Below are 22,799 nucleotides of genomic sequence, written 5' to 3' on the forward strand. Positions count from 1 at the left end.
TATTATCCTCCGCTAATGGGTGGGATAAAGGCTACTGTATCGCCTGCTTGAATACGTGTTGTATCTGTTGCAAATTCTTCATTAATGGCTGTCATCATCTGCTGTAGTGAAAGCTCAGAATAGTGCTTTTCCATCCATTCCTTTAACTGTGCAACCGTTATATCTGACAGCGCTACTGTTAATTTCGACTCGCCAACCGCTTCCTGTAAATGTGCAAATAATAGTATATGAATCATGCTAATCCTCCTTGTCAATAGATGGCTGCCCCTGAGGATAGGGGATATTTTCTAATTGATCGCCAATCCATTCACTACCATCCTCCCAAAATTCCTTTTTCCAAATCGGTACAATTTGCTTAATACGATCAATGACATATTCATTTGCCTGATAAGCCATTTTACGATGGGGAGATGACACAGCAATAACGACCGCAATATCAGAAATTGCTAAATGTCCAACGCGGTGCGTAATCGCCACCTTTGCTTCTGGCCAGCGCTCATGCACTTCTTTTGCAATCTGTTCAAACATTTTCACTGCCATGGCTGGATAGGCTTGATACTCTAAATGCAATGTTTTTTTGCCATTTGTCAGCTCTCTTACTGTGCCAATAAATAGCGTAATCGCCCCTGCATTGCGGCTAACCACCTTTTGGCGTACTGCCTCCACATCAATTGGTTTTTCTGTTATATCAAACAATCATTTTCCCCTCATTTCTGTCCATAAAAATTCCATATACTGTGCTTGGTCATCTATCGCAAAAGCTGGAATCGCTAGTGACGTATCCAATGTACAACCCTGCCAATAGAGCACACAGAGAATATTTGACACTTGTTGCAATAAGGCTTGATCCTCTGTTGTACGTAAGAGTACAACCTTTGGATACTGTTCATTTTTATAGCCCTCAACCAATATCAAATCCATTGGCAAGTCGGCATAAATCGCTACTATATCCGCAAGCTGCCAGCTATTTTGATGAATGCTTAATCGCAATGTTCCGCCGCCCTCTACTGCTGTGACGCTTGCCCCTGCCTGCTCATGGCGAAGGCTATCTTTCGTTGCTTCAATCGTGGGAATACCACCATGTCCATGATGCTTAATCGTTCCTACACGTAGCCCCTTCACTGTCACATGTGCAATTAATTGCTCCATCAATGTCGTTTTCCCGCTATTTTGATAGCCTACGATTTGGAGGATTTTTTGAGATTGTCCCATGGCCATTCACTTCCCTGTAAATCTTCTAGCAATAAAACAGCCACCTGCATGCCCTTTTCATAGCCACGTGAGCCGCCCGGTAACATAATAAAGGCATTGGCTGCTGCTAGAGAAGACACAGCGCTTGATTTATCAAAGCCAGATGGCACGGCAATAAGCTGCCCCTTCTCGTAGAAGGCACTTGCTCGCACAAAGCGTGTAAATGGATTAGGCTTAGTAAAATCTGCCCCTAGTATTGCTTGTTCTCTACGTAAATGTGGCTGTGGATTACCAAAGGCACTACGAATAATCGGACGTACAAAAAGCTCAAAGCCAACATAACACGCTGATGGATTGCCAGAAAGCCCAAATAATAATTGTCCATTGCGAGCAGCTACCGTTGTGACACTGCCTGGACGCATGGCTACTTTATTAAACAAGACATCCGCTTGAATGGCTTGATAGATGGCAGGCAAATAATCATAATCACCTACCGATACCCCACCTGTTGTTAGTAAAATATCCACTTCCTGCAATGCTTTGCTAACGATTTCAATGCATAAATCAAGGTCATCACTAAGCTTGCCAAAGTATTGCACATCCGCTCCTGCCCGCTCAATTTGGGCCATCACCATATAGGCATTACTATTACGAATTTTACCTGGTTGCAACGCTTCCTCTGGCTCTAGTAACTCACTGCCTGTGGCAATAACACCGACTATTACTTTACGGAACACAGGCACTTGCTGGTAGCCAAATGTGGCAAGTAACGCCATGACACCTGGATTGATGTATTGCCCTGCTGTTATAAGCGTTGTGCCTTGCCTTACATCTTCGCCCTTATAGGAAATATTCGTTCCTGCTGCAAAGGAACGTTTAATGGACATATAGGTTTGATGATTTTCCTCAAATGTTTGGGTTAATTCCAGCATGACAACGGCATCACAGCCCTTTGGAATAGGCGCACCTGTCATAATCCGTACCGCTTGTCGGTAGCCAACAACCTCCTCATGCACAAAGCCAGCCCCAATTTCCCCTACAACCTGAAAACGAATAGGATGCTCGGATGAAGCCTCTTGACTATCCATGGAGCGGATTGCATAGCCATCATAGGGTGAACGGTCAAAGGCTGGTACATCATGATCTGCTACCATATCCTCTGCAATAAAACGTCCATATGCCTGTGTTAGTGGCACAAGCTCTTTTTTGGCTGGAAAGGCATAATCCATCACACGTTGCACAGCCTCATCTACAGCAATCGGTTTTCTTTTTTCTACCATTTCATCCACTCCCTTAGCCTAATAAACGATAGTAAATGCTTTTCGCTTGTTGAATATCTTGAATACCATGAATCACAACTCGTCCATCCTGGAAAATCACGATGCGATAATCCGCTGTCTGACAAGCGAGTAAATATGGATTAAGCTGAATCTCCCCATATGGACGAAGCTGGGTCGCAAGCTGCTCTAGCTGATAATACATCGGTGTCGCTGGTCGAATTTGCACTGCATCACGACCGCATAATACCTCTAGCTTTGTTTGATGTTCATACGATAAATAGGGGTATGTAGGATGCTGACCACAGGATGGGCAATCATCCTGCTGTATGGTATCTACATTGATTTCATAATGCTGATTTTGCCATACATCAAATGTTAAATAGCTTTTGCGTAAGGCTTTTTGATTCCCTACTAAGAGCTTGAACACTTCTGCCACTTGATAGGCAGCTACAATTTGCACGGCTGGGCTAATAATGCCTACCGTATCACAGGTCATGCCAGTACGAGGCATCACCTTTAGCAGGCAATGTAAGCATGGTGTTTGCCCAGGCACAATTGTGTACGTTGCGCCATAGCTGCTAACACAGGAGCCATACACCCATGGAATGGTATGCTTTTGGGCAAGGTCATTCATGAGAAAGCGCACATCAAAATTATCAGTGGCGTCGACCATGACATCGACATCTGTCAACAGTGACTCTAATGACACTACACTGGCATCTATAATAGCGACATGAATATCAACCTCTGTGTTAATTTCTTGGAGTCTTTTTTTAGCTGCGATCACCTTTGGCAGCTTGTCTTGTGCATCTTGCTCTGTATATAATTGCTGCCGTTGTAAATTGCTCCATTCTACATAGTCACGATCAATAATGGTGAGCTTGCCAATGCCTGCTCGTACTAGCGCCTCTGCACTGGCACTGCCTAATGCACCAACACCAATTATTAGCACATGTTTTTGCCGAAGTATTTGTTGCCCATTCTCACCAATTGGGCGAAATAATTGTTGTCTTGAATATCTATCATCCATAAGCATTTGCCTTTCTTTACTAAATTTTCGTTTGACCTTTTGATTTATAGCATTATAATTAAAAGCAATGTTTTTGCAGCATGACACGATTTAAAGGAGGTCTTTACGATGCACCCTACACATCAGCTACCCATTCAAGCTGCCATTTTAACTGTAAGTGATACCCGTACAATGGCAGAGGATCGTAGTGGACAGCGTATTCACGCGTTACTGCAAGAGGCTTCATTTGACATTATAGACTATCAACTAACAAAGGATGAACCTGAGAGCATCCTGCACTATATCCATCAGTGGTGTGACCAGCCTAGCATTAATACCATTATCGTGACAGGCGGCACAGGGTTTACACCAAGAGATCAAACCTATGACACCATTGCCCCACTATTTCATAAAGAGATGACAGGGTTTGGCGAATTATTTCGCTTACTAAGCTATGAGGAGATTGGGCCGAAAGCGATGTTTAGCCGTGCCACAGCAGGAAGCTGTCAGCAAACTGCTATTTATCTTTTACCGGGCTCCACCAATGCCGTCACACTTGCGATGACTAAGCTAATTATTCCTACTGTGCAACATTTTGTTAGTGAGTTGCATCGCCGATGAATATTGCAGGTGTTTTATTAGCAGGCGGTCAATCCTCTCGCTATGGGCAGCCTAAAATGTTTGCAGCATTTGCTGGGCGGCCGTTATATAAATATAGTCTTACAGCATTACAGCAACAGCCATTAGACCCCATTATTATTGCGACGAATGCCCATCTTCAGCCATATTTTGCAGAGGAAAACGTCCACTGGCTCATGGATAAGCAGCCACACCAAGGGCCTCTTTTTGCCTTGCATACCATTCTAACAGCCTATCCTGAAGTGGAGTGGTTTTTTGTTGTTGCCTGTGATATGCCTTGCATGAATGCACGATTTGTTCAACAAATGCTTGGTTATATTGATGAGCAGTATGATGCGATTGTGCCTCAGCAAGGGGAACGCTACCAGCCACTAGCAGCACTATATCGTCGCACTGCACTAGCCAAAATAATGCCATTAATCCAGCAAAAGAAACGCAATATGAGGGCATTATTAGAGCAGCTTCGCGTATGCTATGTGCCGTTTGCAGAGCATGAGTCAACATTTATTAATATCAATGCGCAGCAAGATTGGGCGCAAATTATCAATAAGGAGAGCAACCATGACTAAGTTTTCACACTGGAACGAAGAAGGTCGCCCTAAAATGGTCGATATTTCAGCAAAAGAAATTACAACACGTACAGCTATTGCACGCAGTACCATTACACTATCAGATGAGGTCTATCAAGCCATCCAACAAGGTGGCATCAAAAAAGGTGACCCTACACATGTAGCACAGATTGCTGGGATTATGGGCGCTAAAAAAACAGCCGATATTATTCCAATGTGCCATCCTATTATGCTACAAGGCACAGACCTGCAATTTACCTATACAAAGGTGGAAAATGGCTATGAGCTGCATATTGAAGCAACCGTGAAATGTAGCGGAAAAACAGGTGTTGAAATGGAGGCACTAACGGCTGTATCCATTGCCGCACTAACCTTTTACGATATGTGCAAGGCCGTTGATAAAACAATGGTGATTAAAGATACCTATCTAGTGGAAAAAACAGGTGGCAAAAGCGGCACATTTCTGCATAAATAATGTGAACCTTCAAGCAGTGAGGATTTTGTATATCTCCACTGCTTGTTCATATGTGCTGATTTTTTCTCTGCTTGCACGCCTTACCCTCCAATATGCGACATTTCAATTTTTGCCTTTTGCCTGTTGGCTCTTGTTTGCTCATTGCGTTCATCTGAATAGCGGTCTGTGCGATTGCTCCATGTATCTGTAATGCATTGGCGAATCATTGCATCATCGTGTCCCGCTCTTAACAGTGCTCGTAAATCCGTGCCTGCTGTTGCAAATAGGCATGTATACAATGCTCCCTCTGCTGACAACCGTGCACGGGAGCATGTGGAGCAAAAAGAATCTGTAACAGAGGAAATCACACCAATTTCACCTTGTCCGTCTTGATATTGATAACGTGTTGCCACTTCTCCTTTGTAATTTGGAGCAATGGCTTGTAATGGTAAAAATCGCTGCACTTGCTCAAGAATTTCCTTTTTAGAAACAACATCATCAAGTCGCCAGCCATTTGAATTCCCAACATCCATATATTCAATAAAGCGTAAAATATGCTGCTTTTCTTTAAAAAATTGTGCCATTGCTACAATATCCTGATCATTTTGCTCTTTTTGAACAACCATATTAATCTTTACTTGTAAGCCCGCTTGTGCTGCCTTTTCAATGCCCTCTAATACGGTGTTAACTTTACCACGTTGACCATTCATCTCGAAAAAGCGCTCGTTATCAAGCGAATCTAAGCTAACAGAAACGCGGGATAAGCCTGCCTTTGCCAATGGCTCTGCATATTTTTTTAATAAAGTGCCATTTGTTGTAAGCGCAATATCCTCCACGCCCTCAATCTGATGAATACGTTCAATTAATGTAGGCAAATCACGGCGTAATAACGGCTCACCACCTGTAATACGTACCTTTTTCACACCTAATGATACAAAAATAGTGACTAAGCGTTCAATCTCATCAAAGCTTAATATTTTATCAGACGGTAAAAATGCGTAATCTGGACCAAATACTTCTGCAGGCATGCAATAACGACAGCGAAAATTGCAACGATCTGTCACAGATATTCTTAAATCTCTTAACGGTCGTTGGTATCGGTCTTGTAAGTCCGTCATGTAATCTCCTTCTTTCAATGGCTCATTTATTGGGTAATAAAATGCGTTGTTCATGTGTATAAATATTCAATGTGTTGTGACGAATAAAGCCTACCGTTGTAATCCCTAGCTGCTCTGCCAATTGTAAGGCTAATGCTGTTGGTGCTGATTTTGATAGCACAATTTCACAGCCAATTTTGGATACTTTCAGTAAAATCTCTGACGATATTCGCCCACTAAAAACAATAATTTTATCTTGGATGCTAATATTATGACGCAGACAATAACCATATATTTTATCTAAAGCATTATGACGGCCAATATCCATACGGCTTAACACAATGCCATTAACATCACATAATGCTGCATTATGCACACCACCCGTTTGTTTGAAAATATTGGCACCATCCTGCATCGCCTTCATTAAGCGAAAGCAATCATCAGGCGTAATTTGCACATGAATATCGTCCATTTTTTTCGCGACTAATGCATCATTTGTAAATACAAAGCCCTGTCGACTCATGCCACAGCAAGATGTAATATAGCGTTTATTTTGTGTTTGCTGATAGTAAGGATTGACATGCTTTGTGCGAATATGCACAAAGCCCTCTTGTTCTTGATGCCAAATTTCCTCAATATCCTCATAGCTACGAATCACACGCTCAGAGGCTAGATAGCCGATGACCATATCCTCCACATATTCAGGCGTGCAAACCATTGTGACAAATTCCTGCTGGTTAATTTTCACCGTTACAGCGTATTCTGACACAATAAGATCATCGATTATGTTTACTTGCTGATTGTCCACACGTAAAATTTTTCTTGTGATGGCTCGCTCCATATGGCATCCTCCTTACTCACTAATGTTCTTGTCAAAAACAAAGACAGAGATAGCAAAATCCTCTTCAATTTTAATATCTGAAAAGAGGTGGAGTAATTTACTACCCATTAATTCCTCCATCCCTTCAGGCGGTGATTGTGTATATAAATCCTGAATCATACTTGTACGAGCAGTACGCACCATTTGTAGCCCTTCAGGTGTACTTGCAATAAATTTTTCTGTTGGTGTGAGATTCCCATATAAAGTGGACACAGCCATATTGTCCACAAAAACGGTATGAATGCGCTCTGGCCCCTTACCAAATATTTCTTTACGTAACTTTCGAATGATATCGTTAAATTCATGTACCTTTTTAGACATGGCAATGCTTCCTCCATCGTTCTAAGACTTTTGGATGCCGTTTCTATCAGGGTCACCCTTACAGTTTGTTAATGATATAGTAACTTGCCAAAAAATAAAAGGGAAAATATTTTTAGGTCATCCATATTGTTCATTTAACGAAAAAGGACTATAATGGTGAGGAACAGTCATGGAATTGAGCTATTTGAATGGTTGAATTCTATTGTTACACAACGTAAAAAAGTAGATTGAATTTTTAGCAAGACCTGTTAAGAATTTTATCCACCATGAAGCATAAACATGTCCAAGACGTGTTTTTTCATGGTGGATTTTTTTATGCAGACATTGAACAACTTGCTACAATCTAGCAATTTAGGTGTAGCTTCAAGATTATTGGGGAATTACAATAATAACAAGACAACCATTTTATACAATTATTCACTCGATATGTTATTCCCTTTTTCTTTGAAGCTATAACATATTGTTCTAGTCGTCTTACTATGCAAAGGAGGAAGTACCTTGACTCAAATTACTATTAATGGCGTACCGTATGATGCAAAAGAAGGCGCTACAATCCTTGATACCATTAATCAGCATGACATTGCCCATCCTCAAATTTGTCATGTTCCAGCGGTTGATCCTATCGAAACGTGTGATACATGTATTGTGGAGGTAGAGGGCAAGCTAGTGCGCTCCTGCTCAACGAAAATCGTTGACGGCATGGACGTATTACTCAATTCAGAAAAGGCAAAGGCTGCACAAACAGAAGCGATGGATCGCTTACTTGAAAATCACCTGCTCTACTGCACGGTTTGTGATAATAATAATGGCAATTGTACATTACACAACACAGCCGAATTAATGGAAATCGAGCATCAAAAATATCCATACAAGCCAAAAGTTGAGCCGAATGAGGTGGATATGTCACATCCATTTTATCGCTATGACCCTAATCAATGTATTGCCTGTGGGCAATGTGTAGAGGTTTGCCAAAATTTACAGGTAAATGAAACACTGTCTTTAGATTGGGAGGCAGAAAGACCTCGCGTTATTTGGGACACTGGCGTTGCCATTAATGATTCGTCCTGTGTAAGCTGTGGGCAATGCGTAACGGTTTGTCCATGCAATGCCTTAATGGAAAAATCCATGCTTGGAGAGGCTGGCTTTATGACTGGGCTTAAGCAGGATATGCTAGACCCAATGATTCATTTGATTAAAGAAGTTGAGCCAGGCTATAGCGGTATTTTTGCAGTATCTGAAATCGAAGCGGCAATGCGCAGCAAACGTACACGCAAAACGAAAACAGTCTGTACGTTTTGTGGTGTCGGCTGTTCATTTGAAGTATGGACAAAGGATCGCAAAATTTTAAAAGTACAGCCTTCTGAGGGGCCGGTAAACGCGATTTCTACTTGTGTCAAAGGAAAATTTGGCTGGGACTTTGTCAACTCAGAGGAGCGTATTACAAAACCATTAATTCGTAAAAATAATGAGTTTGTAGAGGCTTCATGGGAGGAGGCACTCGATTTAATTGCGACAAAGCTTGGTGGTATTCAGCAGCAATACGGTCCTGGCTCTGTCGGCTTTATCTCTTCCTCCAAAATTACGAATGAGGAAAATTACTTAATTCAAAAAATGGCACGTCAATTATTTGGCACAAATGATGTCGATAATTGCTCTCGTTATTGCCAGTCACCAGCTACAGACGGGCTACTGCGTACAGTTGGTATGGGTGGTGACGCTGGAACCATTAAAGATATTGCTAAGGCTGGGCTTGTGATTATTGTTGGGGCAAATCCTGCGGAAGGTCATCCTGTTTTAGCAACGCGTGTCAAACGTGCCCATAAGCTTCATGGTCAAAAATTAATTGTTGCGGATATTCGTAAGCATGAAATGGCGGAGCGTTCAGATATTTTCATGCGTCCAAAGCAAGGAACTGACCAAGTTTGGCTAATGGCTGTTACTAAATATATAATTGACCAAGGCTGGCATGACGAAGCCTTTATTCAGGAAAATGTAAATTTCTATGATGAATTTAAACAGGTGCTTGAAAAATATACATTAGCATATGCTGAGCAGCAAACAGGCATTGCCCAAGAAACATTGATTCAAGTAGCGGAAATGATTCGTGATGCAGATGGTACATGTGTGCTATGGGGCATGGGTGTCACTCAAAATACAGGTGGCTCATATACATCTGCTGCCATTTCAAACCTGCTGCTCACAACAGGCAACTATCGTCGTCCTGGTGCAGGGGCCTATCCGCTACGCGGTCATAATAATGTCCAAGGTGCATGTGATATGGGTACATTACCAAATCTATTGCCAGGCTATCAACAAGTGACAGATGATGCAGCACGTGCTAAATTTGAAAAAGCCTATGGTGCTAAAATCCCAGCACAGCCAGGTCGTAAAAACGGGCAAATGCTTGATGCAATTATGGAAGGTAAAATGAAGGCAATGTATTTAGTGGGTGAAGATATGGCGCTTGTTGACTGTAATGCCAATCATATAGATGAAGTGCTATCACAGCTAGACTTTTTTGTTGTACAAGATTGCTTCCTATCACGTACAGCACAATATGCAGATGTTATTTTACCTGCTGCGCCATCGCTTGAAAAAGAAGGAACATTTACCAATACAGAACGCCGTGTGCAACGCCTTTATCAAGTTTTACCGACACTTGGTGAATCAAAGGCTGACTGGGAAATCCTTCAGGCAGTGGCACGCCGCTTAGGGGCAGATTGGAATTATAGCCATCCAAGTGAGATTTTTGATGAAATGGCTAGCCTTTCCCCGCTGTTCTCACAAGCAAGCTATGATGTTTTAGAGGGCTGGGGCAGCTTCTGTTGGGGCAGTCATGATGGCACAGATACACCTTTATTATATAAAGACGGCTTTAACTTCCCTGATAAAAAAGCACGCTTTGCTTTAAATGATTGGGTGCAACCTGTTGATTATGAAGCACAGTATGATTGCCACATTAATAATGGTCGTATGCTTGAGCATTTCCATGAAGGCAATCTAACGAATAAATCAACAGGAATTCAAGCAAAAGTACCTGAAATTTTCGTTGAAGTATCACCTGAATTGGCAAAAGAGCGCGGCATCGAGGACGGAGCCCTATTACGCCTAGTATCTCCATATGGCGCATTAAAACTGAATGCTCTTGTGACTGACCGTGTACAAGGAAATGAGCTATTCTTACCTATGAACTCTGTAAACAAGGAGTCAGCGATTAACTTTTTAACAGGTCCAGCAGCAGATATTAATACAGATACACCTGCCTATAAGCAAACAAAAGTACGTGTAGAGGTGTTAAAGCCAAAAGGAAAAACACCACTGCCTCGCACAAATCCGCGCTATAAAAAGCGTCATCCACAAAATGGTGTGGAGGTACAACGAAAATGGAATCGTCCTGGCTACGTTCACTTAACAACCATTCATGAAAGAGAGTGAGAGCATGGCTACACCCATTACAAAAATAAAAAAACAGCAATTAACAGAAGAGCAACTAAAAGAACAAAAATTAGCCAATCTACAGCAACTACTGGCAGAAAATGAAGATGCCGTTAATCAGGTTTTTAGTATTATGACAGAGTTAAATGATATTGGTGCATTAGAGGCAGCGATGAAGCTACTAGAAGCAAAAGAGGAAGTTGCCCATATTGCCCTTGAGCAACTAACGCGCAAGCCCGTGACCAATATGATTAATAATTTAATGGGCGTCGCTGGTGCATTAACTGAGCTAAATCCCGAAACAACCGCAAAGCTTGTTGAAGGGTTAAATGCTGGTGTAGATGAAGCCAATAAAGCTCTTAACAGCGATGACAAAGTGAGCGCCTTTAAGCTGATGAAAATGCTCAATGATCCAGACGTCAATCGTGCCCTTAATTTTGGTGTACACTTCTTAAAGGGACTTGGCAGAGGCTTAAAAGAATAAATGATAACATCCGCGAGTATGCTGATACATACTACGCGGATTTTTCTTACTGATAGCCTGCTTTCTTCAATACTTGCATAAAATAAAAACGGTAGGTATTTTGAACAAATATTTCTAATGGTAGCCCAACATGCAGTTGGTATTTTGTAAAAATAAAATAAAATCGCTTATCCCATTTTAAACGTAATAATGCACCAGCCTCATCACCATATTTGTCTGTAAATTCCTCGATTAAAGGCTCAATCATCTGATAGCAATACGCTTTTAAATTTGCCAGTGCTTCGATATCTTTATCTCTTTGAAAGCGTGTAATCCAGTCTACTAATTGTTCATCGATAATGAGTCACCCCTTTCTGTCACGAAATAGGTCGATTCCAGCGTAAATGATAGGTTGCACGAATGTTTCTTGTATCTTTATCGACGATCAGCAGGTGATCTCCTGTTTGTACAATATAAGCATCATCTACTATACGAACACTAGGCTGCTTCTGATATGAATCCACCATACCTATATTGATGTCCCAAGCAATTTGATGCTTGTTCAAATCATATAGCACTAGCATATGATCTGCGCTTTCACGCTTTGTTTGTTGATAGGAAACAAGCGCTGTTTGTGCTTCTATATCAACATCAATTACTTTTGGGTTTAAATTTTGATAGGCTTGTATAGCAGGCTCCTCTAATAGCATACTACTAAACTTGCGAATTTCTTCATCGTCCGTTAAAGGCTGCTGATGGTTAGCAAAATAGTCAGGTATAGTTGCTTCAATAGAGAAACGTGTTGTCAAATATTGCTCTGCCTGTGGGTCTTCGTTTAAATTTTTACCATCATAGCGATAAAACTTACCATCAACACCCTCCACATATAAGTTATTTTGCACAGCAAGCAACTCATGTGCACCATTGCTTAAAATATCAATAAGTGGTTTATGCTGTTGTCGAAATTCCTTTTCAGATAGTAGCTCTTTTCCTGTTTCAATATCTAAGAGCGATAATTGTCCAAATTCACCATCACGATGATGAACAAGCAAGCCATCCATAAAGTTGCCAACAAGCTTTTCCTTATATGAAGCTGACTTTGTCCACTGCTTTTCGCCTGTTTGCACATCAACTCCAACAATTAAGTAATGCGAAATCATTTGTGTCATGCCACGCACAGTTCCATTATTTTCAAGCCCTCGCACCATTTGAATAGCGATGTCCTGCTCTTCATTCGTATAAATAGCTGATTCTGCTTGAATCGAAAAGCCCCGCCCTGCCAAGCCAAAAATAAGCATTGCAAAATTACTAGCCCCTAACCAGATAAGCATAACAATCAGTATTACCTTCAAACGAGTACGATTGATGATTAGCAGCACTAGCGCTAAAAATCCGATACCAAGTACAATTCCTAGCGTAATATCATGGAAAAACCAACCATTAAAACGCCATGAATACATATAGCGTTGTAGAAATTGCTCCATTGCCCCACCTCCTACTCTCTTAGTATAAAGGATAGTATACGAGCATTCCAAATGCTGACCGTTAGCTAACGTTGCGGTCTCCTGTTATTGGCTATTTTACAAAAGCATAATCTTTAATAATTTGGCAAATTTCCACATTGTATGCCCTATACCATTTATCTTTACCCAATTGTTGCGCTGTTAAATGCTTTGCATGCTCCTTCCATGCTTGAATAGCCTCTAGTGATGACCAATAAGACACCGTAATGCCTTGCCCCTCCTCATTTCTTACACTTTCAACGCGCAAAAATCCGGGCTGCTGCTGTGCTAAGACATCTATTTTTTCAGCCATTTTGTCATAGCCCTCTTCGTCCTGCTCCGTTCTTTGCGATGTAAAAATAACAGCATAATATGTTTTCATTTCATTCTTCTCCTCCATTATCGTATTCCCTATTAAGCAATAAACTTGGCAAACCATGCAACATAATGTGCACCTGGCAGCAATAATAGCTGTGCCACAATCGTTCCTAGCAATCTGGAAAACATCATCATAACAGAAACTCTTTTTAAATCAAGGTAGCTTCCCTTATGATTGATAACATCATCAGCAAGAATGGAAATTTTAGGATCAATAAATACTATTAGAAGAATCGTTGCTATACCATTAATTAACCCAGATGCCATAACAGCTGTGGTTTTCAGTTCTGGTACTAATAAAGCCGCATAGAGCGCAGATAAAACGCCAATGGTATAAATAGCTGTAATGACAATATTGATGATAAATAATTTAATCGGTATATCCCGTAGACGAATGCCTTTTACATAGCTAAAGCTTGGTCTATGAATATGCTTTATACCTCGTCTTATATAGTCAAAAGTAAAGCCCTTTTTCAATAATGCTGGAATGGAGCCTCGCTCCTCAGCTAGATGAATAATTGCTCTTGAAAAAATAGCGACAAAGGTTGGAATCAATAATGTGCCTAGCAGTGTGCCAATGGATGCCGCTCCAATAATTAGTCGAAACTGGTGTTCTACATATGTCAGAGCATGATCAGTAGGCGCTGTATCGACTAAGCTCCCTGTAAATGGCTGCTGCATCATATTCGCCAGCCTTGAAACCATGACCATTACATTAAAAAGAGCTAACGCAGAGGCTAGTAATCTAACACGCGCTCCTGATAAACGTACTGCATAAGCAAGCGTTTCAATTGCATGAATCATTAAAATAAATAAGGCAATCATTATTAATTTGTCTGTTATTAAATCCATATGTTATCCCTGCTCTTTGCTTTCTAACGATTTTTACATTGTGACGCTTGCCCTGCAAAATAGTTCCAATTAAAAAACTTACCCAATAACAAGGGTAAGTTTTTTTACGATTATGAAGCTGCCTTTCTTGACCAAATCACAACAGGAATCAATAATAATGATAAAAGTCCTCCTGCCAAGGACAATGCTGCATAGCTTGAATTCGCCACCACCATACCTGATAGTGCACCACCAGATGCACCTGCCAGCGCAACAAAGACATCCATTTTGCCCTGTGTTTTTGCACGTGTGGAGGGCTCTGTAGCATCAACGATTTGTGCTGTACCACTAATTAAACCAAAATTCCAGCCTAATCCAAGCAAGGACAGTGCGACAATCAGTAAAATCATCGAATCGCTTGGTGCAAATGCAGCCAATAGACCAGCTAATAATAATGTAATACCTGAAGCAATACTCATCGCTGTTCGCCCTATTTTATCTACTAGAATACCTGTTACAAGCGATGGCAAATACATAGCACCGACATGAAAGCCTATAACCACACCTACTTCTGCTAAACCATGCCCATGATGCTTCATATGTACAGGTGTCATGGTCATAATCGCAACCATTACCATTTGCGTTAAAACCATCACTGTTGCTCCCACAGCTAGGCCTCTTTTATTGCTGGATATAGGTAGGGTTTGTGCTTGATGTTCTTGATTTTTTTGCTTATGGGCTTCAATCGCCTTAGCAATTTCTAAAGGATCAGGGCGCAGCATGATAAAAAGCACTAAGCCCGCAACAATAAAAGCTACAGCCGATAATAGAAAAGGCCCTGCCAGCGCTGGAATGCCAATAGATAGTGCCACTTTTCCCATAAGGTCTACAAGATTGGGACCTAAAACAGCACCAAATGTTGTCATCAACATGGTTGTACTAATAGCTGTTGCTCTCTGCTTGCTATTGGCTAAATCTGTACCCGCATAGCGCGCCTGTAAATTGGTTGCCGTACCAGCACCATAGATTAATAGAGCAGCAAATAATAACGGTACATGATTCAATAAAGCTGCCATCACAACGCCAGCTGCCCCTAGCCCGCCGACAACAAAGCCTGTTGATAAGCCTAAGCGACGACCATAACGCTGGGACAGCTTTCCTACAGCAAAGGCTGCTACTGCTGACCCTAATGTAAATAAAGCAGATGGTACACCTGCATAGGCATCTGTGCCCAGCATTTGCTGAGCCAAAAGCGCGCCCACTGTAACCCCTGCTGCAAGCCCTGCTCCACCAAAAATTTGGGATAAACTAACAACAAATAATACACGTTTATATAAGCTTTTTAGTTTTTCTGGTGAATCCATATACAATTCTACCGAAACTTGTGCTTTGTCAAGCATTTGTTCTCCTTCTTTCCGCCATCGTCATATTTTTTATTAGCTATTATTTGTTTTTAGCTATTGCTCCCAATCTCTTACACCTTTCTCTTATCAAAAAACATTCATGCCTCATGCTTATGAGCTACTCACCATTTAGCTATGTCTGAAGTGGAAGCTTCTCGGAGATGATGATGTAATTAGATTCGTCCAGAACCTTTCCATTTCGATTATATTCTACTAACACCCAAAAGAAAAACACAAAATCTGTTGCCTATCGAGATAACACAACATTTTTTGTCTGACAATTTTAAAGCGTTTTTTAGTTAGATATTAAAGCTCCCTAGTAAATAGAAAAGCTATCTCTACAAAATCCTTGTGCGTAGAGATAGCTAATTTTATTATTTCCCCTTACTTATCATCCCTTGCGGTGAAAGAAATGTTTTGAATATTGTTAAGCCTCCAACAACAATACTTAGTAGGAACAATGCTGTTAGGATACTTCCAACAATCCAAACTCCTGGAAATTTCATTATCGTAAGGACTATGAAGCCTGTTATAGCTCCTGCAATAATGGTTATCCCTGTCCATAAAAATACCTCCTTACATAAATGCATCACAATTTTAGCTCTTGTCCAGCCAATAGTATGATACATTTCAAGCTCTGTGCGCCTCGTTTGAAATAAAGCATGTAAACATTCACTTAGCCCTAAAATCGATAAAATAAAAGTCGAGAGTAAAATAGCTAGTTGAAACCATAATGTTGCATCTACAGTAAATTGTCCTAACGAGGATTGTTGGGCATTGATGATCGTAGTTCCAATGCTTGCAGTTTGAATAATTAAAAGTATCGAAGACATATATAAAACGATCATTGTAGGCATAAGAATTTTCCAATAATAAAGAAATGAATATGCTCTTTTATAAGCAATAAGCCTTTTCTTTTCCTGTTTATTGATGGCAAAAACAAAGCTAAGCATTCCTATAAAGATGACAAAAATAATTGTTGCCAGCCAATAGGCACTTGTCTTTAAGGACAGAAATGGCATTAATAGAAGGCTGAGAATATAAGCAACAAATAGTAAAGTATACTGTTCAATATAGTTTCTTTGAATAATCTGTTTACGCTGCCAGCCCACTATACGCAATAACTCATCCTCATTTTTTAGTAGGTTCTTCTCAAATAAGAGCCGTGCTACAAACCAGACAAAGGCAAAAGCAATAAATAATACTGTTGTCATAAAGGTTAAGTGATTCCAATTTTCCTCCAGCTCTTGTGCTACACCTAATGTAGTCCAAGGAGCTACTACCTGTCCAATTCCTTCAACATCTAATGTTTGATTCACAAAAGAAGAGCCAGCTACAATATCCACTTCATAGCCTAATTGAAGTAAGTCGATGGCTACTTTTTCAATTTTTGCTTGTGCCTCATCGTTGTATGCTTGAATGCCTGCCACTCTTATTCTAATCGCATCGATAGGCTTTGGTCCCTTTATCATTTCAGCCGACTCTAGCGATATTAACGCACCTGCAGGCTGTGGAATAAAGCTGCCCGGAATAGTCGTAGGCTTCAATATATGTCCTTGTATCGTTTGAATGCTAGCTGTAGAGTAGATGCCTAAAGGACTTGAGGAAAGTTGATTAGATTCCGTTTTTGTAGGCAAAAATGTGCCTACCTGCTCCAGTAGATAAGGTATCTCCTGGGACTCATATAAGCTTCTTCCCTTGTGCTCTATTTTTTTGTAGGATGGAGGACTTCCCTCTTCAACAATATTGATTTTGAAAACTTCGTCTGAAAGGTCATAGTCTAGCTTTTGGGCGGTAAAGAACACAGGTGTTTCTCCTCTACTTGCCACGAAATTATCCGCTTTTTCAGCTTTCAATTGATCGTTTATTTTCACAGGAGTACCGTCAAATGGTCTTTGAAAAGAAGATAAATCAATTTCACGTTCAATGGCTGTAACGGCTTCTTTTTGATTGAGCTCCGCTATAACTTGTTGCTTAGCGGATTCTTCAGAGGCCATAAGCCAATCCTGCTGTGATAAGCCTAATTTTTGACGATACTCCTCAATGTCAAGCTCCAATACCTCAGCTTTAAGCTTCAACGTTAATGGAACTTGTATATCCTCCCTTTGTATTACTTTTATAATAGGAACATTCCCAAAAGTGCCCTGAATGGCTTGTAGCTCCAACGGATCTATGTCATTTTTTAATTGGGAAAAATTAATATTTGTTAGCTTTTCTTCACTTTCAATATCGATGGCAGCTAGTAAATGGTACGCTGTTGGCAGCATAATTTCCATTGTAGCTCCTGAGGCTGATTCTCCTAAAGTTAAATTTTTTAAGTATTGGACATTGCCAGGCTGAGATTCTTTAAAATAAATAAAGCTTCGAGGAGGGCTTAACATATAATCCTTATAGCCATCTGTTGTATAAAACTCCCATGTAAACCTTGTAGATTGCTCTAGCTGTGGCAGCTCAACGGATAATTGCTTACCCGTGAAATAGCCAATCGAGGCAACAGGTGCTGCTACTTCGATTGCAGGGTTCGCTTTTAAATTTTGCCATTCTTCAATTGAAATTCCACCTTGGCCATCTCCTATATAATTCTCTTCAACGATCCCAGCCTTCTTTTCTACAGCCGTTCTAGAATTCTTAGGACGTACTAACAAATCATAGGACCCTCTTCCATGGTCAGCAATCGAACTTTGAACAGCTAATTTTGTTTCCTTAGTGTTGTCAAGTCCTATAGGTATTAAAAGAAATACAGCCAAAAATGCTAAAATAATTGTGATCGAGGCAAATTTTCTATTTTTTATACGATTCCACGCAAAATGTATCATCGTTTATTTCCCCCGACTTCCTCCAATTGTCCATCGTTTAGTCTATACGTGACATCGCCTCGCCCTGCTACTTCCTCATCATGCGTTACTAATAAAATGGTCAAGCCCTTTTGCTTTAATTGTAAAAATATTTCCAACACCTTATTCCGATTTGCTACATCTAAACTACCTGTTGGCTCATCACAAATTAATACTTTTGGGTTAGCCATTAAGGCACGTGCGATGGCGACCCTTTGCTTTTCTCCACCCGATAAGCCCTCTGGTAATCTATTAAATAAATTTTCTGAAATACCGACTTGCGTTAAGAGAGTTCTTGCCCTACTGTATAGCTCTCTTTTTGGCTTATCATAATACAGAGGAAGTATCACATTATCTAACACAGAATAATGCGGTAGCAGCTTGAAATCCTGAAAAACAAAGCCTATGTGAAATCTTCGGTAATCATTTCTCTCTTTTTCTTTCATATTATATATGCTGATCTTTTCATAAAGAACCTCACCTTCATCAGGGTGCATTAAACCAGCCACGCAATTTAAAAAAGTTGTTTTCCCACTACCAGATGGACCAATAATCGAACACCACTGCCCATCAGGAATCATCAAGGATATATCATTGAATACTCTGAACTTTTCAGAGGAAATAGTGGAATAGGTTTTCTTTAAATGGTTAATCTCTATCATATATTTTCCCCTAACTTGTTTTATTCATAATTCTATAGTTGCTAAAAAAGCAAGTGGATACTATCATGATTATTTCTTCTTTTAAAATATGATTAATATTCTATATTTTCTAGTATAAACCATTTTAATAAATAATAAAAACCAATATTTATTAGAGGTTAATTAAGGAGGGCTCATATTAAGTACACTAATAGCAACATTTATTTGCCAAATTATTTATCACTCTCAGTAGCAATTCTCTGTTGACAGAGCAGGAAACTATGCACATTTAGCTGTACAAATGATAGAAAGTATTAAAATAAAAAACATCGTCTGAATTTATCAAACGATGTCTTTTACTCATTCTATTTCGAATTTATGGACAAGAAACTTTCTTCTACGCTCAATTATTTTTTGACCGATAAAGACAATCATAAACAACAGCCCTACCGTTGTTGCCATCATCCCTGCAATCGATGTATCCCAGAGCTTCGCTAAATAATAGCCAATAATAGCTGCCAACGCACCAAACAACATGCTATAGACAAACATCTGCTTAATCGTTTTACTCATTAAATAGGACGTTGCAGCTGGACCGATTAACATGGCAACCACCAAAATAGCGCCTACACTATCAAATGCCGCAACGGTTGTAAAGGAAATCGATGTCATAAAGGCATAATGAAGAAAGACAATCGGCAGACCAATGGACGCGGCATACACAGGATCAAAGGTTGTCAGCTTCATTTCCTTAAAGAACAATACAAGGAATGTCACATTAATCATTAGCACGAATAATAGCATCCAGACCGCTTTCGGCATTGAGATACCAAGCAATGACCATTGATTCCATGGCACAAAGGCAATCTCTCCCATTAAAACATGCTCAACATCTAAATGCACATTCCCCGCAAATAGTGTAATAAGCAGGACACCCGCAGCAAATAACGATGTAAAGACTACCCCAATTGCAGCATCCTCCTGAATACCAGAGGAATGTAATAATTGTACAAGGTAAGCCGTTAAAATACCTGCGAATGCGGCTCCAACAAGCATCCAAAAGCCATTAAGCGTTTGCGTAAGGATATAGGCCATCACAATACCAAATAATACTGTATGGCTAATGGCATCCGCAATCATAGACATTTTCCGCAATATTAAAAAGACACCTGCAATCCCACATGTCATGCCTACTAATAGTCCTGTAACAATTACCCAAAATTCAATCATCCTACATCACCCTGCTTTCGAAACTGTCTTTTTCGATAATATTTACGAATTTGGCCTGTAGGACTAATAAAATAAGAAATAAAAAATATCCCCGCTGCCACCAATACAATAATCGGTCCTGTCGATAAGCCTGTTCTGATCGCGCTAATAAAGGTTCCTGCCATCCCAGCAATCCCGCCAATAGCGGCACTAAGGATTAGCATTGAGCTTAATTTATTGGTCCATAGCCTCGCACTAGCCGTAGGGATAATTAATAGCGCAGACATTAAAATGACACCTACAGCTTGAATACCCGTAACAATCGTCATGACAATTAGCACGGTTAACGTTGCCTTTAAAGCCTCAATCGGTAAACCGATGCCTTTTGCATAAACAGGGTCAAAAATAAGCAGTTTCCATTCTTTATAGAATAGAAGACTTACCACAATAATAATGATTGCACTAATAAACAGCCATAATAAATCTGCCTTTGTTATGGTTGCCGCTTTACCAAAAATAAAGCTATTAAGCCCGCTTTGATTGCCAAGCGGACTACGATTGACAACCGTTAAAAAAACAATGCCAATACCAAAGAATACCGTAAGCACCAACCCAATGGCTGCATCTGCTTTTAATTTTGAAAACGATACAATCCATTGTATGCAATAAACGGATAAGGCAGAGGTAATGCCCGCTCCAAGCATTAGAATCGGTAATTCCTTTTGACCTGTTAGCAGGAATGCTAGTGCAATGCCTGGCAATGCTGCATGTGCCGCAGCATCACCAACTAGACTTTGCTTTTGTAAGAAGGAAAAAGTACCTGTGATGCCAGCCGCAATGCCAAGTAACATCGTTCCGCTTAGTACCCATAATAAGTTACCACTTAACATCGTGACCCTCCCTACACATGCTGCATCATAAAAAGCTTGCCACCATAGGTTTTCTGTAGTTGCTCTGGTGTAAAAACATCTTCTGTTGCGCCTGATGCTAAAATTTTTTTATTTAATAAAATTGTATAATCAAAGTATTCTTTGACGGTTTGCAGATCATGATGCACCACAAAAATACTTTTTCCCTGTGTCTTTAAGTCTTTTAAAATATCAATAATCGTTTTTTCTGTTGCCGCATCCACTCCAGCAAATGGCTCATCTAAAAAGTAAATATCGGCATTTTGAGCAAGGGCTCTTGCCAGGAAGACACGCTGCTGCTGCCCTCCTGAAAGCTGTCCAATAGAACGCTCTGCAAAATCCTGCATCCCTACACTTGCTAAAGCCTGCTGAGCAATTAATTTATCCTGCTTGGATGGTCTTTTCAATAAACCCATATGACCATAACGCCCCATGAGGACAATATCGAGTGCATTTGTAGGAAAGCCCCAATCAACGGCATTGCGCTGAGGAACATAGCCAACGACTAAGCTTTTTGGCTCAAATGCCTTCCCTAAAATTTCAACTTTCCCTACTTTATTAGGAAGCTGATTTAAAATCGCCTTTAAAAAGGTTGATTTGCCTGCACCATTTGGCCCAATAATCGCAGCTAAATGCCCTTGCGGTACTTTTACACAAGCATTTTCTAACACAGTTTTTTTATCATATGCCACTGATAAATTTTCCACTGCTAATGCATACATCTTATTCACCTACTTTAGTGCATCAACAATTGTGTCGATATTATGTTGATACATCCCAATATATGTGCCTTCTTCCGTGCCCTCTGCGCCCATTGCATCTGAGAACAGCTCTCCACCGATAACAATATCGTGTCCTTTTTGCTTTGCACCTTCAATGACAGCCTGCATCGCTTTATCGGACACACTTGACTCAACAAAAATCGCCTTAATCTGATTAGCAACTAAGAAATCTACCATTTCCTGCACATCTTTCACACCATACTCTGATTCTGTGCTAAGTCCCTGTAAACCACGTACCTCAAACCCTTGACTTCTACCAAAATAGTTAAAGGCATCATGAGCCGTTACTAAAATACGTTGCTGCTGTGGAATTTCATTGACACGCTCTTTTGCATATGTTTGTAATTCGTCCAATTCCTTTACATACGCTTCTTCATTCTTTTGGAAATCCTCTTTGAATTCTGGATATTCCTCTTGCAACTGCTCACTAATGGTCTTTGTTACTTCTTTCCAAATATCAATATCAAACCAAATATGTGGATCATGTAGCATGGCATCATCGCTAGCAAGTAGCTGTTTTTCATCTACTGTTTCACCGACAGCTAGCACCGTTTTATCCTTTGCCATTTGCTCAAAAATATCGAGCATTTGCCCTTCTAAATGTAAGCCATTATAAAAAATAACTTCCGCTTTATCCAATTTTGATAAGTCACTTTGTGTTGCCTTGTATAAATGTGGGTCTACACCTGAACCCATTAATGCAGATACTTGCAAATGATTGCCACTAATTTCTTGAATAACATCTGCAATTTGTCCCGTCGTTGCGACAACAATGCCTTGCTTCTCCCCCTCTGTGGTCGCTGAGCAGCCAAACAACAGCGAGAGTGATACTACTAATACACCTAATAATTGTTTCATTCCTTTACCTCTTCTTTCTTGTTTTTAGCGATTGCTTAAACATGGAGAGCGGACAACTTTCATGATGCCCGCTAGCATTTTCAACAATGACTTATATTTTATTTTTCCGAATAAA

The 22,799-nt window shown here is 40.3% G+C and carries 24 protein-coding genes; 5 read left to right on the forward strand and 19 right to left on the reverse strand.

All coding sequences use genetic code 11. The features are described from left to right. Positions 1 to 2: 2 nt before the first annotated feature. From moaD to MHB42_RS10860, 5 genes are read right to left on the reverse strand one after another with little or no spacing between them, the layout of a single operon-like run. A complete protein-coding gene (gene moaD / locus MHB42_RS10840; protein WP_340806103.1) occupies positions 3 to 236 on the reverse strand; it encodes a molybdopterin converting factor subunit 1 in 234 nt (77 codons plus the stop codon). Position 237: 1 nt separating this feature from the next. Next, a complete protein-coding gene (locus MHB42_RS10845) occupies positions 238 to 696 on the reverse strand; it encodes a molybdenum cofactor biosynthesis protein MoaE (RefSeq protein ID WP_340806105.1) in 459 nt (152 codons plus the stop codon). Beyond that, positions 697 to 1,218, reverse strand: a complete 522-nt coding sequence (gene mobB, locus MHB42_RS10850; RefSeq protein WP_402893271.1) for a molybdopterin-guanine dinucleotide biosynthesis protein B — start codon at positions 1,216 to 1,218, stop codon at positions 697 to 699. Next, positions 1,179 to 2,471, reverse strand: a complete 1,293-nt coding sequence (locus MHB42_RS10855) for a molybdopterin molybdotransferase MoeA (protein ID WP_340806108.1) — start codon at positions 2,469 to 2,471, stop codon at positions 1,179 to 1,181. Before MHB42_RS10855 ends, mobB begins: the two co-directional genes overlap by 40 nt. A 13-nt stretch (positions 2,472 to 2,484) precedes the next feature. Then, the gene (locus tag MHB42_RS10860) at positions 2,485 to 3,501 is read right to left on the reverse strand and encodes a thiazole biosynthesis adenylyltransferase ThiF (RefSeq protein ID WP_340806109.1); all 1,017 of its coding nucleotides are present in this window, start codon (positions 3,499 to 3,501) and stop codon (positions 2,485 to 2,487) included. A gap of 108 nt (positions 3,502 to 3,609) precedes the next feature. Between MHB42_RS10860 and MHB42_RS10865 the strand changes: the two genes are divergently transcribed. Genes MHB42_RS10865 through moaC form a run of 3 tightly spaced genes read left to right on the forward strand, consistent with a single transcriptional unit; the run spans position 3,610 to position 5,163 of the window. Continuing rightward, on the forward strand, positions 3,610 to 4,101 hold the full coding sequence (locus MHB42_RS10865) for a MogA/MoaB family molybdenum cofactor biosynthesis protein (protein WP_340806110.1): 492 nt from the start codon (positions 3,610 to 3,612) through the stop codon (positions 4,099 to 4,101). After that, complete coding sequence (mobA, locus tag MHB42_RS10870) at positions 4,098 to 4,688, forward strand: molybdenum cofactor guanylyltransferase (protein ID WP_340806112.1); 591 nt, start codon at positions 4,098 to 4,100, stop codon at positions 4,686 to 4,688. Before MHB42_RS10865 ends, mobA begins: the two co-directional genes overlap by 4 nt. Next, positions 4,681 to 5,163: a cyclic pyranopterin monophosphate synthase MoaC gene (gene moaC / locus MHB42_RS10875; protein ID WP_340806113.1), complete on the forward strand. Its 483-nt coding sequence runs from the start codon at positions 4,681 to 4,683 to the stop codon at positions 5,161 to 5,163. Before mobA ends, moaC begins: the two co-directional genes overlap by 8 nt. A gap of 80 nt (positions 5,164 to 5,243) precedes the next feature. Here moaC and moaA read toward each other — a convergent pair whose 3' ends face one another. Genes moaA through MHB42_RS10890 form a run of 3 tightly spaced genes read right to left on the reverse strand, consistent with a single transcriptional unit; the run spans position 5,244 to position 7,440 of the window. Further along, positions 5,244 to 6,260 carry a GTP 3',8-cyclase MoaA gene (gene moaA / locus MHB42_RS10880; protein WP_340806115.1) on the reverse strand — a complete coding sequence of 339 codons (1,017 nt, stop codon included), beginning with the start codon at positions 6,258 to 6,260 and terminating at the stop codon, positions 5,244 to 5,246. A gap of 22 nt (positions 6,261 to 6,282) precedes the next feature. After that, on the reverse strand, positions 6,283 to 7,080 hold the full coding sequence (fdhD, locus tag MHB42_RS10885) for a formate dehydrogenase accessory sulfurtransferase FdhD (protein WP_340806116.1): 798 nt from the start codon (positions 7,078 to 7,080) through the stop codon (positions 6,283 to 6,285). Between the two features lie 12 nt (positions 7,081 to 7,092). Continuing rightward, the gene (locus tag MHB42_RS10890) at positions 7,093 to 7,440 is read right to left on the reverse strand and encodes a DUF2294 domain-containing protein (RefSeq protein ID WP_340806117.1); all 348 of its coding nucleotides are present in this window, start codon (positions 7,438 to 7,440) and stop codon (positions 7,093 to 7,095) included. Positions 7,441 to 7,938: 498 nt separating this feature from the next. On the opposite strand from MHB42_RS10890, the gene fdhF reads away from it, so the two are divergent. After that, entirely contained in the window at positions 7,939 to 10,875 is a 2,937-nt protein-coding gene (gene fdhF, locus MHB42_RS10895) for a formate dehydrogenase subunit alpha (RefSeq protein ID WP_340806119.1), read from the forward strand. 4 nt (positions 10,876 to 10,879) lie between these two features. Further along, positions 10,880 to 11,359: a DUF1641 domain-containing protein gene (locus MHB42_RS10900; RefSeq protein ID WP_340806121.1), complete on the forward strand. Its 480-nt coding sequence runs from the start codon at positions 10,880 to 10,882 to the stop codon at positions 11,357 to 11,359. 46 nt (positions 11,360 to 11,405) lie between these two features. Here the strand turns inward: MHB42_RS10900 and MHB42_RS10905 are convergent, their stop codons facing one another. From MHB42_RS10905 to MHB42_RS10955, 11 genes are all read right to left on the reverse strand, one after another. Further along, positions 11,406 to 11,606: a hypothetical protein gene (locus MHB42_RS10905; RefSeq protein WP_340806122.1), complete on the reverse strand. Its 201-nt coding sequence runs from the start codon at positions 11,604 to 11,606 to the stop codon at positions 11,406 to 11,408. Positions 11,607 to 11,715: 109 nt separating this feature from the next. After that, a complete protein-coding gene (locus MHB42_RS10910; RefSeq protein WP_340806124.1) occupies positions 11,716 to 12,822 on the reverse strand; it encodes a PA2928 family protein in 1,107 nt (368 codons plus the stop codon). A 91-nt stretch (positions 12,823 to 12,913) separates the two neighbouring features. Then, complete coding sequence (locus MHB42_RS10915) at positions 12,914 to 13,222, reverse strand: antibiotic biosynthesis monooxygenase family protein (protein WP_340806125.1); 309 nt, start codon at positions 13,220 to 13,222, stop codon at positions 12,914 to 12,916. Positions 13,223 to 13,254: 32 nt separating this feature from the next. After that, positions 13,255 to 14,070, reverse strand: coding sequence for a lipid II flippase Amj family protein (locus tag MHB42_RS10920; protein WP_340806127.1), 816 nt, complete (start codon positions 14,068 to 14,070; stop codon positions 13,255 to 13,257). A 110-nt stretch (positions 14,071 to 14,180) separates the two neighbouring features. After that, complete coding sequence (locus MHB42_RS10925; protein WP_340806129.1) at positions 14,181 to 15,449, reverse strand: MFS transporter; 1,269 nt, start codon at positions 15,447 to 15,449, stop codon at positions 14,181 to 14,183. Positions 15,450 to 15,826: 377 nt separating this feature from the next. Continuing rightward, positions 15,827 to 18,268, reverse strand: a complete 2,442-nt coding sequence (locus MHB42_RS10930) for a hypothetical protein (RefSeq protein ID WP_340806130.1) — start codon at positions 18,266 to 18,268, stop codon at positions 15,827 to 15,829. After that, positions 18,265 to 18,948 carry an ABC transporter ATP-binding protein gene (locus MHB42_RS10935; protein WP_340806132.1) on the reverse strand — a complete coding sequence of 228 codons (684 nt, stop codon included), beginning with the start codon at positions 18,946 to 18,948 and terminating at the stop codon, positions 18,265 to 18,267. The genes MHB42_RS10930 and MHB42_RS10935 overlap by 4 nt, the downstream gene beginning before the upstream one ends. 339 nt (positions 18,949 to 19,287) lie before the next feature. Then, positions 19,288 to 20,157, reverse strand: coding sequence for a metal ABC transporter permease (locus tag MHB42_RS10940; protein ID WP_340806133.1), 870 nt, complete (start codon positions 20,155 to 20,157; stop codon positions 19,288 to 19,290). Continuing rightward, positions 20,154 to 21,026, reverse strand: a complete 873-nt coding sequence (locus tag MHB42_RS10945) for a metal ABC transporter permease (RefSeq protein WP_340806135.1) — start codon at positions 21,024 to 21,026, stop codon at positions 20,154 to 20,156. The genes MHB42_RS10940 and MHB42_RS10945 overlap by 4 nt, the downstream gene beginning before the upstream one ends. A gap of 11 nt (positions 21,027 to 21,037) precedes the next feature. After that, positions 21,038 to 21,766 carry a metal ABC transporter ATP-binding protein gene (locus MHB42_RS10950; RefSeq protein WP_340808578.1) on the reverse strand — a complete coding sequence of 243 codons (729 nt, stop codon included), beginning with the start codon at positions 21,764 to 21,766 and terminating at the stop codon, positions 21,038 to 21,040. Positions 21,767 to 21,775: 9 nt separating this feature from the next. After that, a complete protein-coding gene (locus MHB42_RS10955; RefSeq protein WP_340806136.1) occupies positions 21,776 to 22,684 on the reverse strand; it encodes a metal ABC transporter solute-binding protein, Zn/Mn family in 909 nt (302 codons plus the stop codon). Positions 22,685 to 22,799 lie beyond the last annotated feature (115 nt).

This window comes from Lysinibacillus sp. FSL K6-0232 (genome assembly GCF_038008325.1).
In the GTDB taxonomy this organism is placed as follows: Bacteria; Bacillota; Bacilli; order Bacillales_A; family Planococcaceae; genus Lysinibacillus.

Coding starts and splice junctions, on each gene's coding strand:
- MHB42_RS10860 (WP_340806109.1), bottom strand. CDS start 3,501: ATGGATGATAGATATTCAAGACAACAATTATTTCGCCCAATTGGTGAG.
- moaA (WP_340806115.1), bottom strand. CDS start 6,260: ATGACGGACTTACAAGACCGATACCAACGACCGTTAAGAGATTTAAGA.
- MHB42_RS10855 (WP_340806108.1), bottom strand. CDS start 2,471: ATGGTAGAAAAAAGAAAACCGATTGCTGTAGATGAGGCTGTGCAACGT.
- mobB (WP_402893271.1), bottom strand. CDS start 1,218: ATGGCCATGGGACAATCTCAAAAAATCCTCCAAATCGTAGGCTATCAA.
- MHB42_RS10935 (WP_340806132.1), bottom strand. CDS start 18,948: ATGATAGAGATTAACCATTTAAAGAAAACCTATTCCACTATTTCCTCT.
- MHB42_RS10940 (WP_340806133.1), bottom strand. CDS start 20,157: ATGATTGAATTTTGGGTAATTGTTACAGGACTATTAGTAGGCATGACA.
- fdhD (WP_340806116.1), bottom strand. CDS start 7,080: ATGGAGCGAGCCATCACAAGAAAAATTTTACGTGTGGACAATCAGCAA.
- MHB42_RS10945 (WP_340806135.1), bottom strand. CDS start 21,026: ATGTTAAGTGGTAACTTATTATGGGTACTAAGCGGAACGATGTTACTT.
- MHB42_RS10930 (WP_340806130.1), bottom strand. CDS start 18,268: ATGATACATTTTGCGTGGAATCGTATAAAAAATAGAAAATTTGCCTCG.
- MHB42_RS10955 (WP_340806136.1), bottom strand. CDS start 22,684: ATGAAACAATTATTAGGTGTATTAGTAGTATCACTCTCGCTGTTGTTT.
- MHB42_RS10890 (WP_340806117.1), bottom strand. CDS start 7,440: ATGTCTAAAAAGGTACATGAATTTAACGATATCATTCGAAAGTTACGT.
- mobA (WP_340806112.1), top strand. CDS start 4,098: ATGAATATTGCAGGTGTTTTATTAGCAGGCGGTCAATCCTCTCGCTAT.
- moaC (WP_340806113.1), top strand. CDS start 4,681: ATGACTAAGTTTTCACACTGGAACGAAGAAGGTCGCCCTAAAATGGTC.
- MHB42_RS10910 (WP_340806124.1), bottom strand. CDS start 12,822: ATGGAGCAATTTCTACAACGCTATATGTATTCATGGCGTTTTAATGGT.
- MHB42_RS10905 (WP_340806122.1), bottom strand. CDS start 11,606: ATGATTGAGCCTTTAATCGAGGAATTTACAGACAAATATGGTGATGAG.
- moaD (WP_340806103.1), bottom strand. CDS start 236: ATGATTCATATACTATTATTTGCACATTTACAGGAAGCGGTTGGCGAG.
- MHB42_RS10865 (WP_340806110.1), top strand. CDS start 3,610: ATGCACCCTACACATCAGCTACCCATTCAAGCTGCCATTTTAACTGTA.
- MHB42_RS10920 (WP_340806127.1), bottom strand. CDS start 14,070: ATGGATTTAATAACAGACAAATTAATAATGATTGCCTTATTTATTTTA.
- MHB42_RS10915 (WP_340806125.1), bottom strand. CDS start 13,222: ATGAAAACATATTATGCTGTTATTTTTACATCGCAAAGAACGGAGCAG.
- MHB42_RS10950 (WP_340808578.1), bottom strand. CDS start 21,766: ATGTATGCATTAGCAGTGGAAAATTTATCAGTGGCATATGATAAAAAA.
- MHB42_RS10900 (WP_340806121.1), top strand. CDS start 10,880: ATGGCTACACCCATTACAAAAATAAAAAAACAGCAATTAACAGAAGAG.
- MHB42_RS10925 (WP_340806129.1), bottom strand. CDS start 15,449: ATGCTTGACAAAGCACAAGTTTCGGTAGAATTGTATATGGATTCACCA.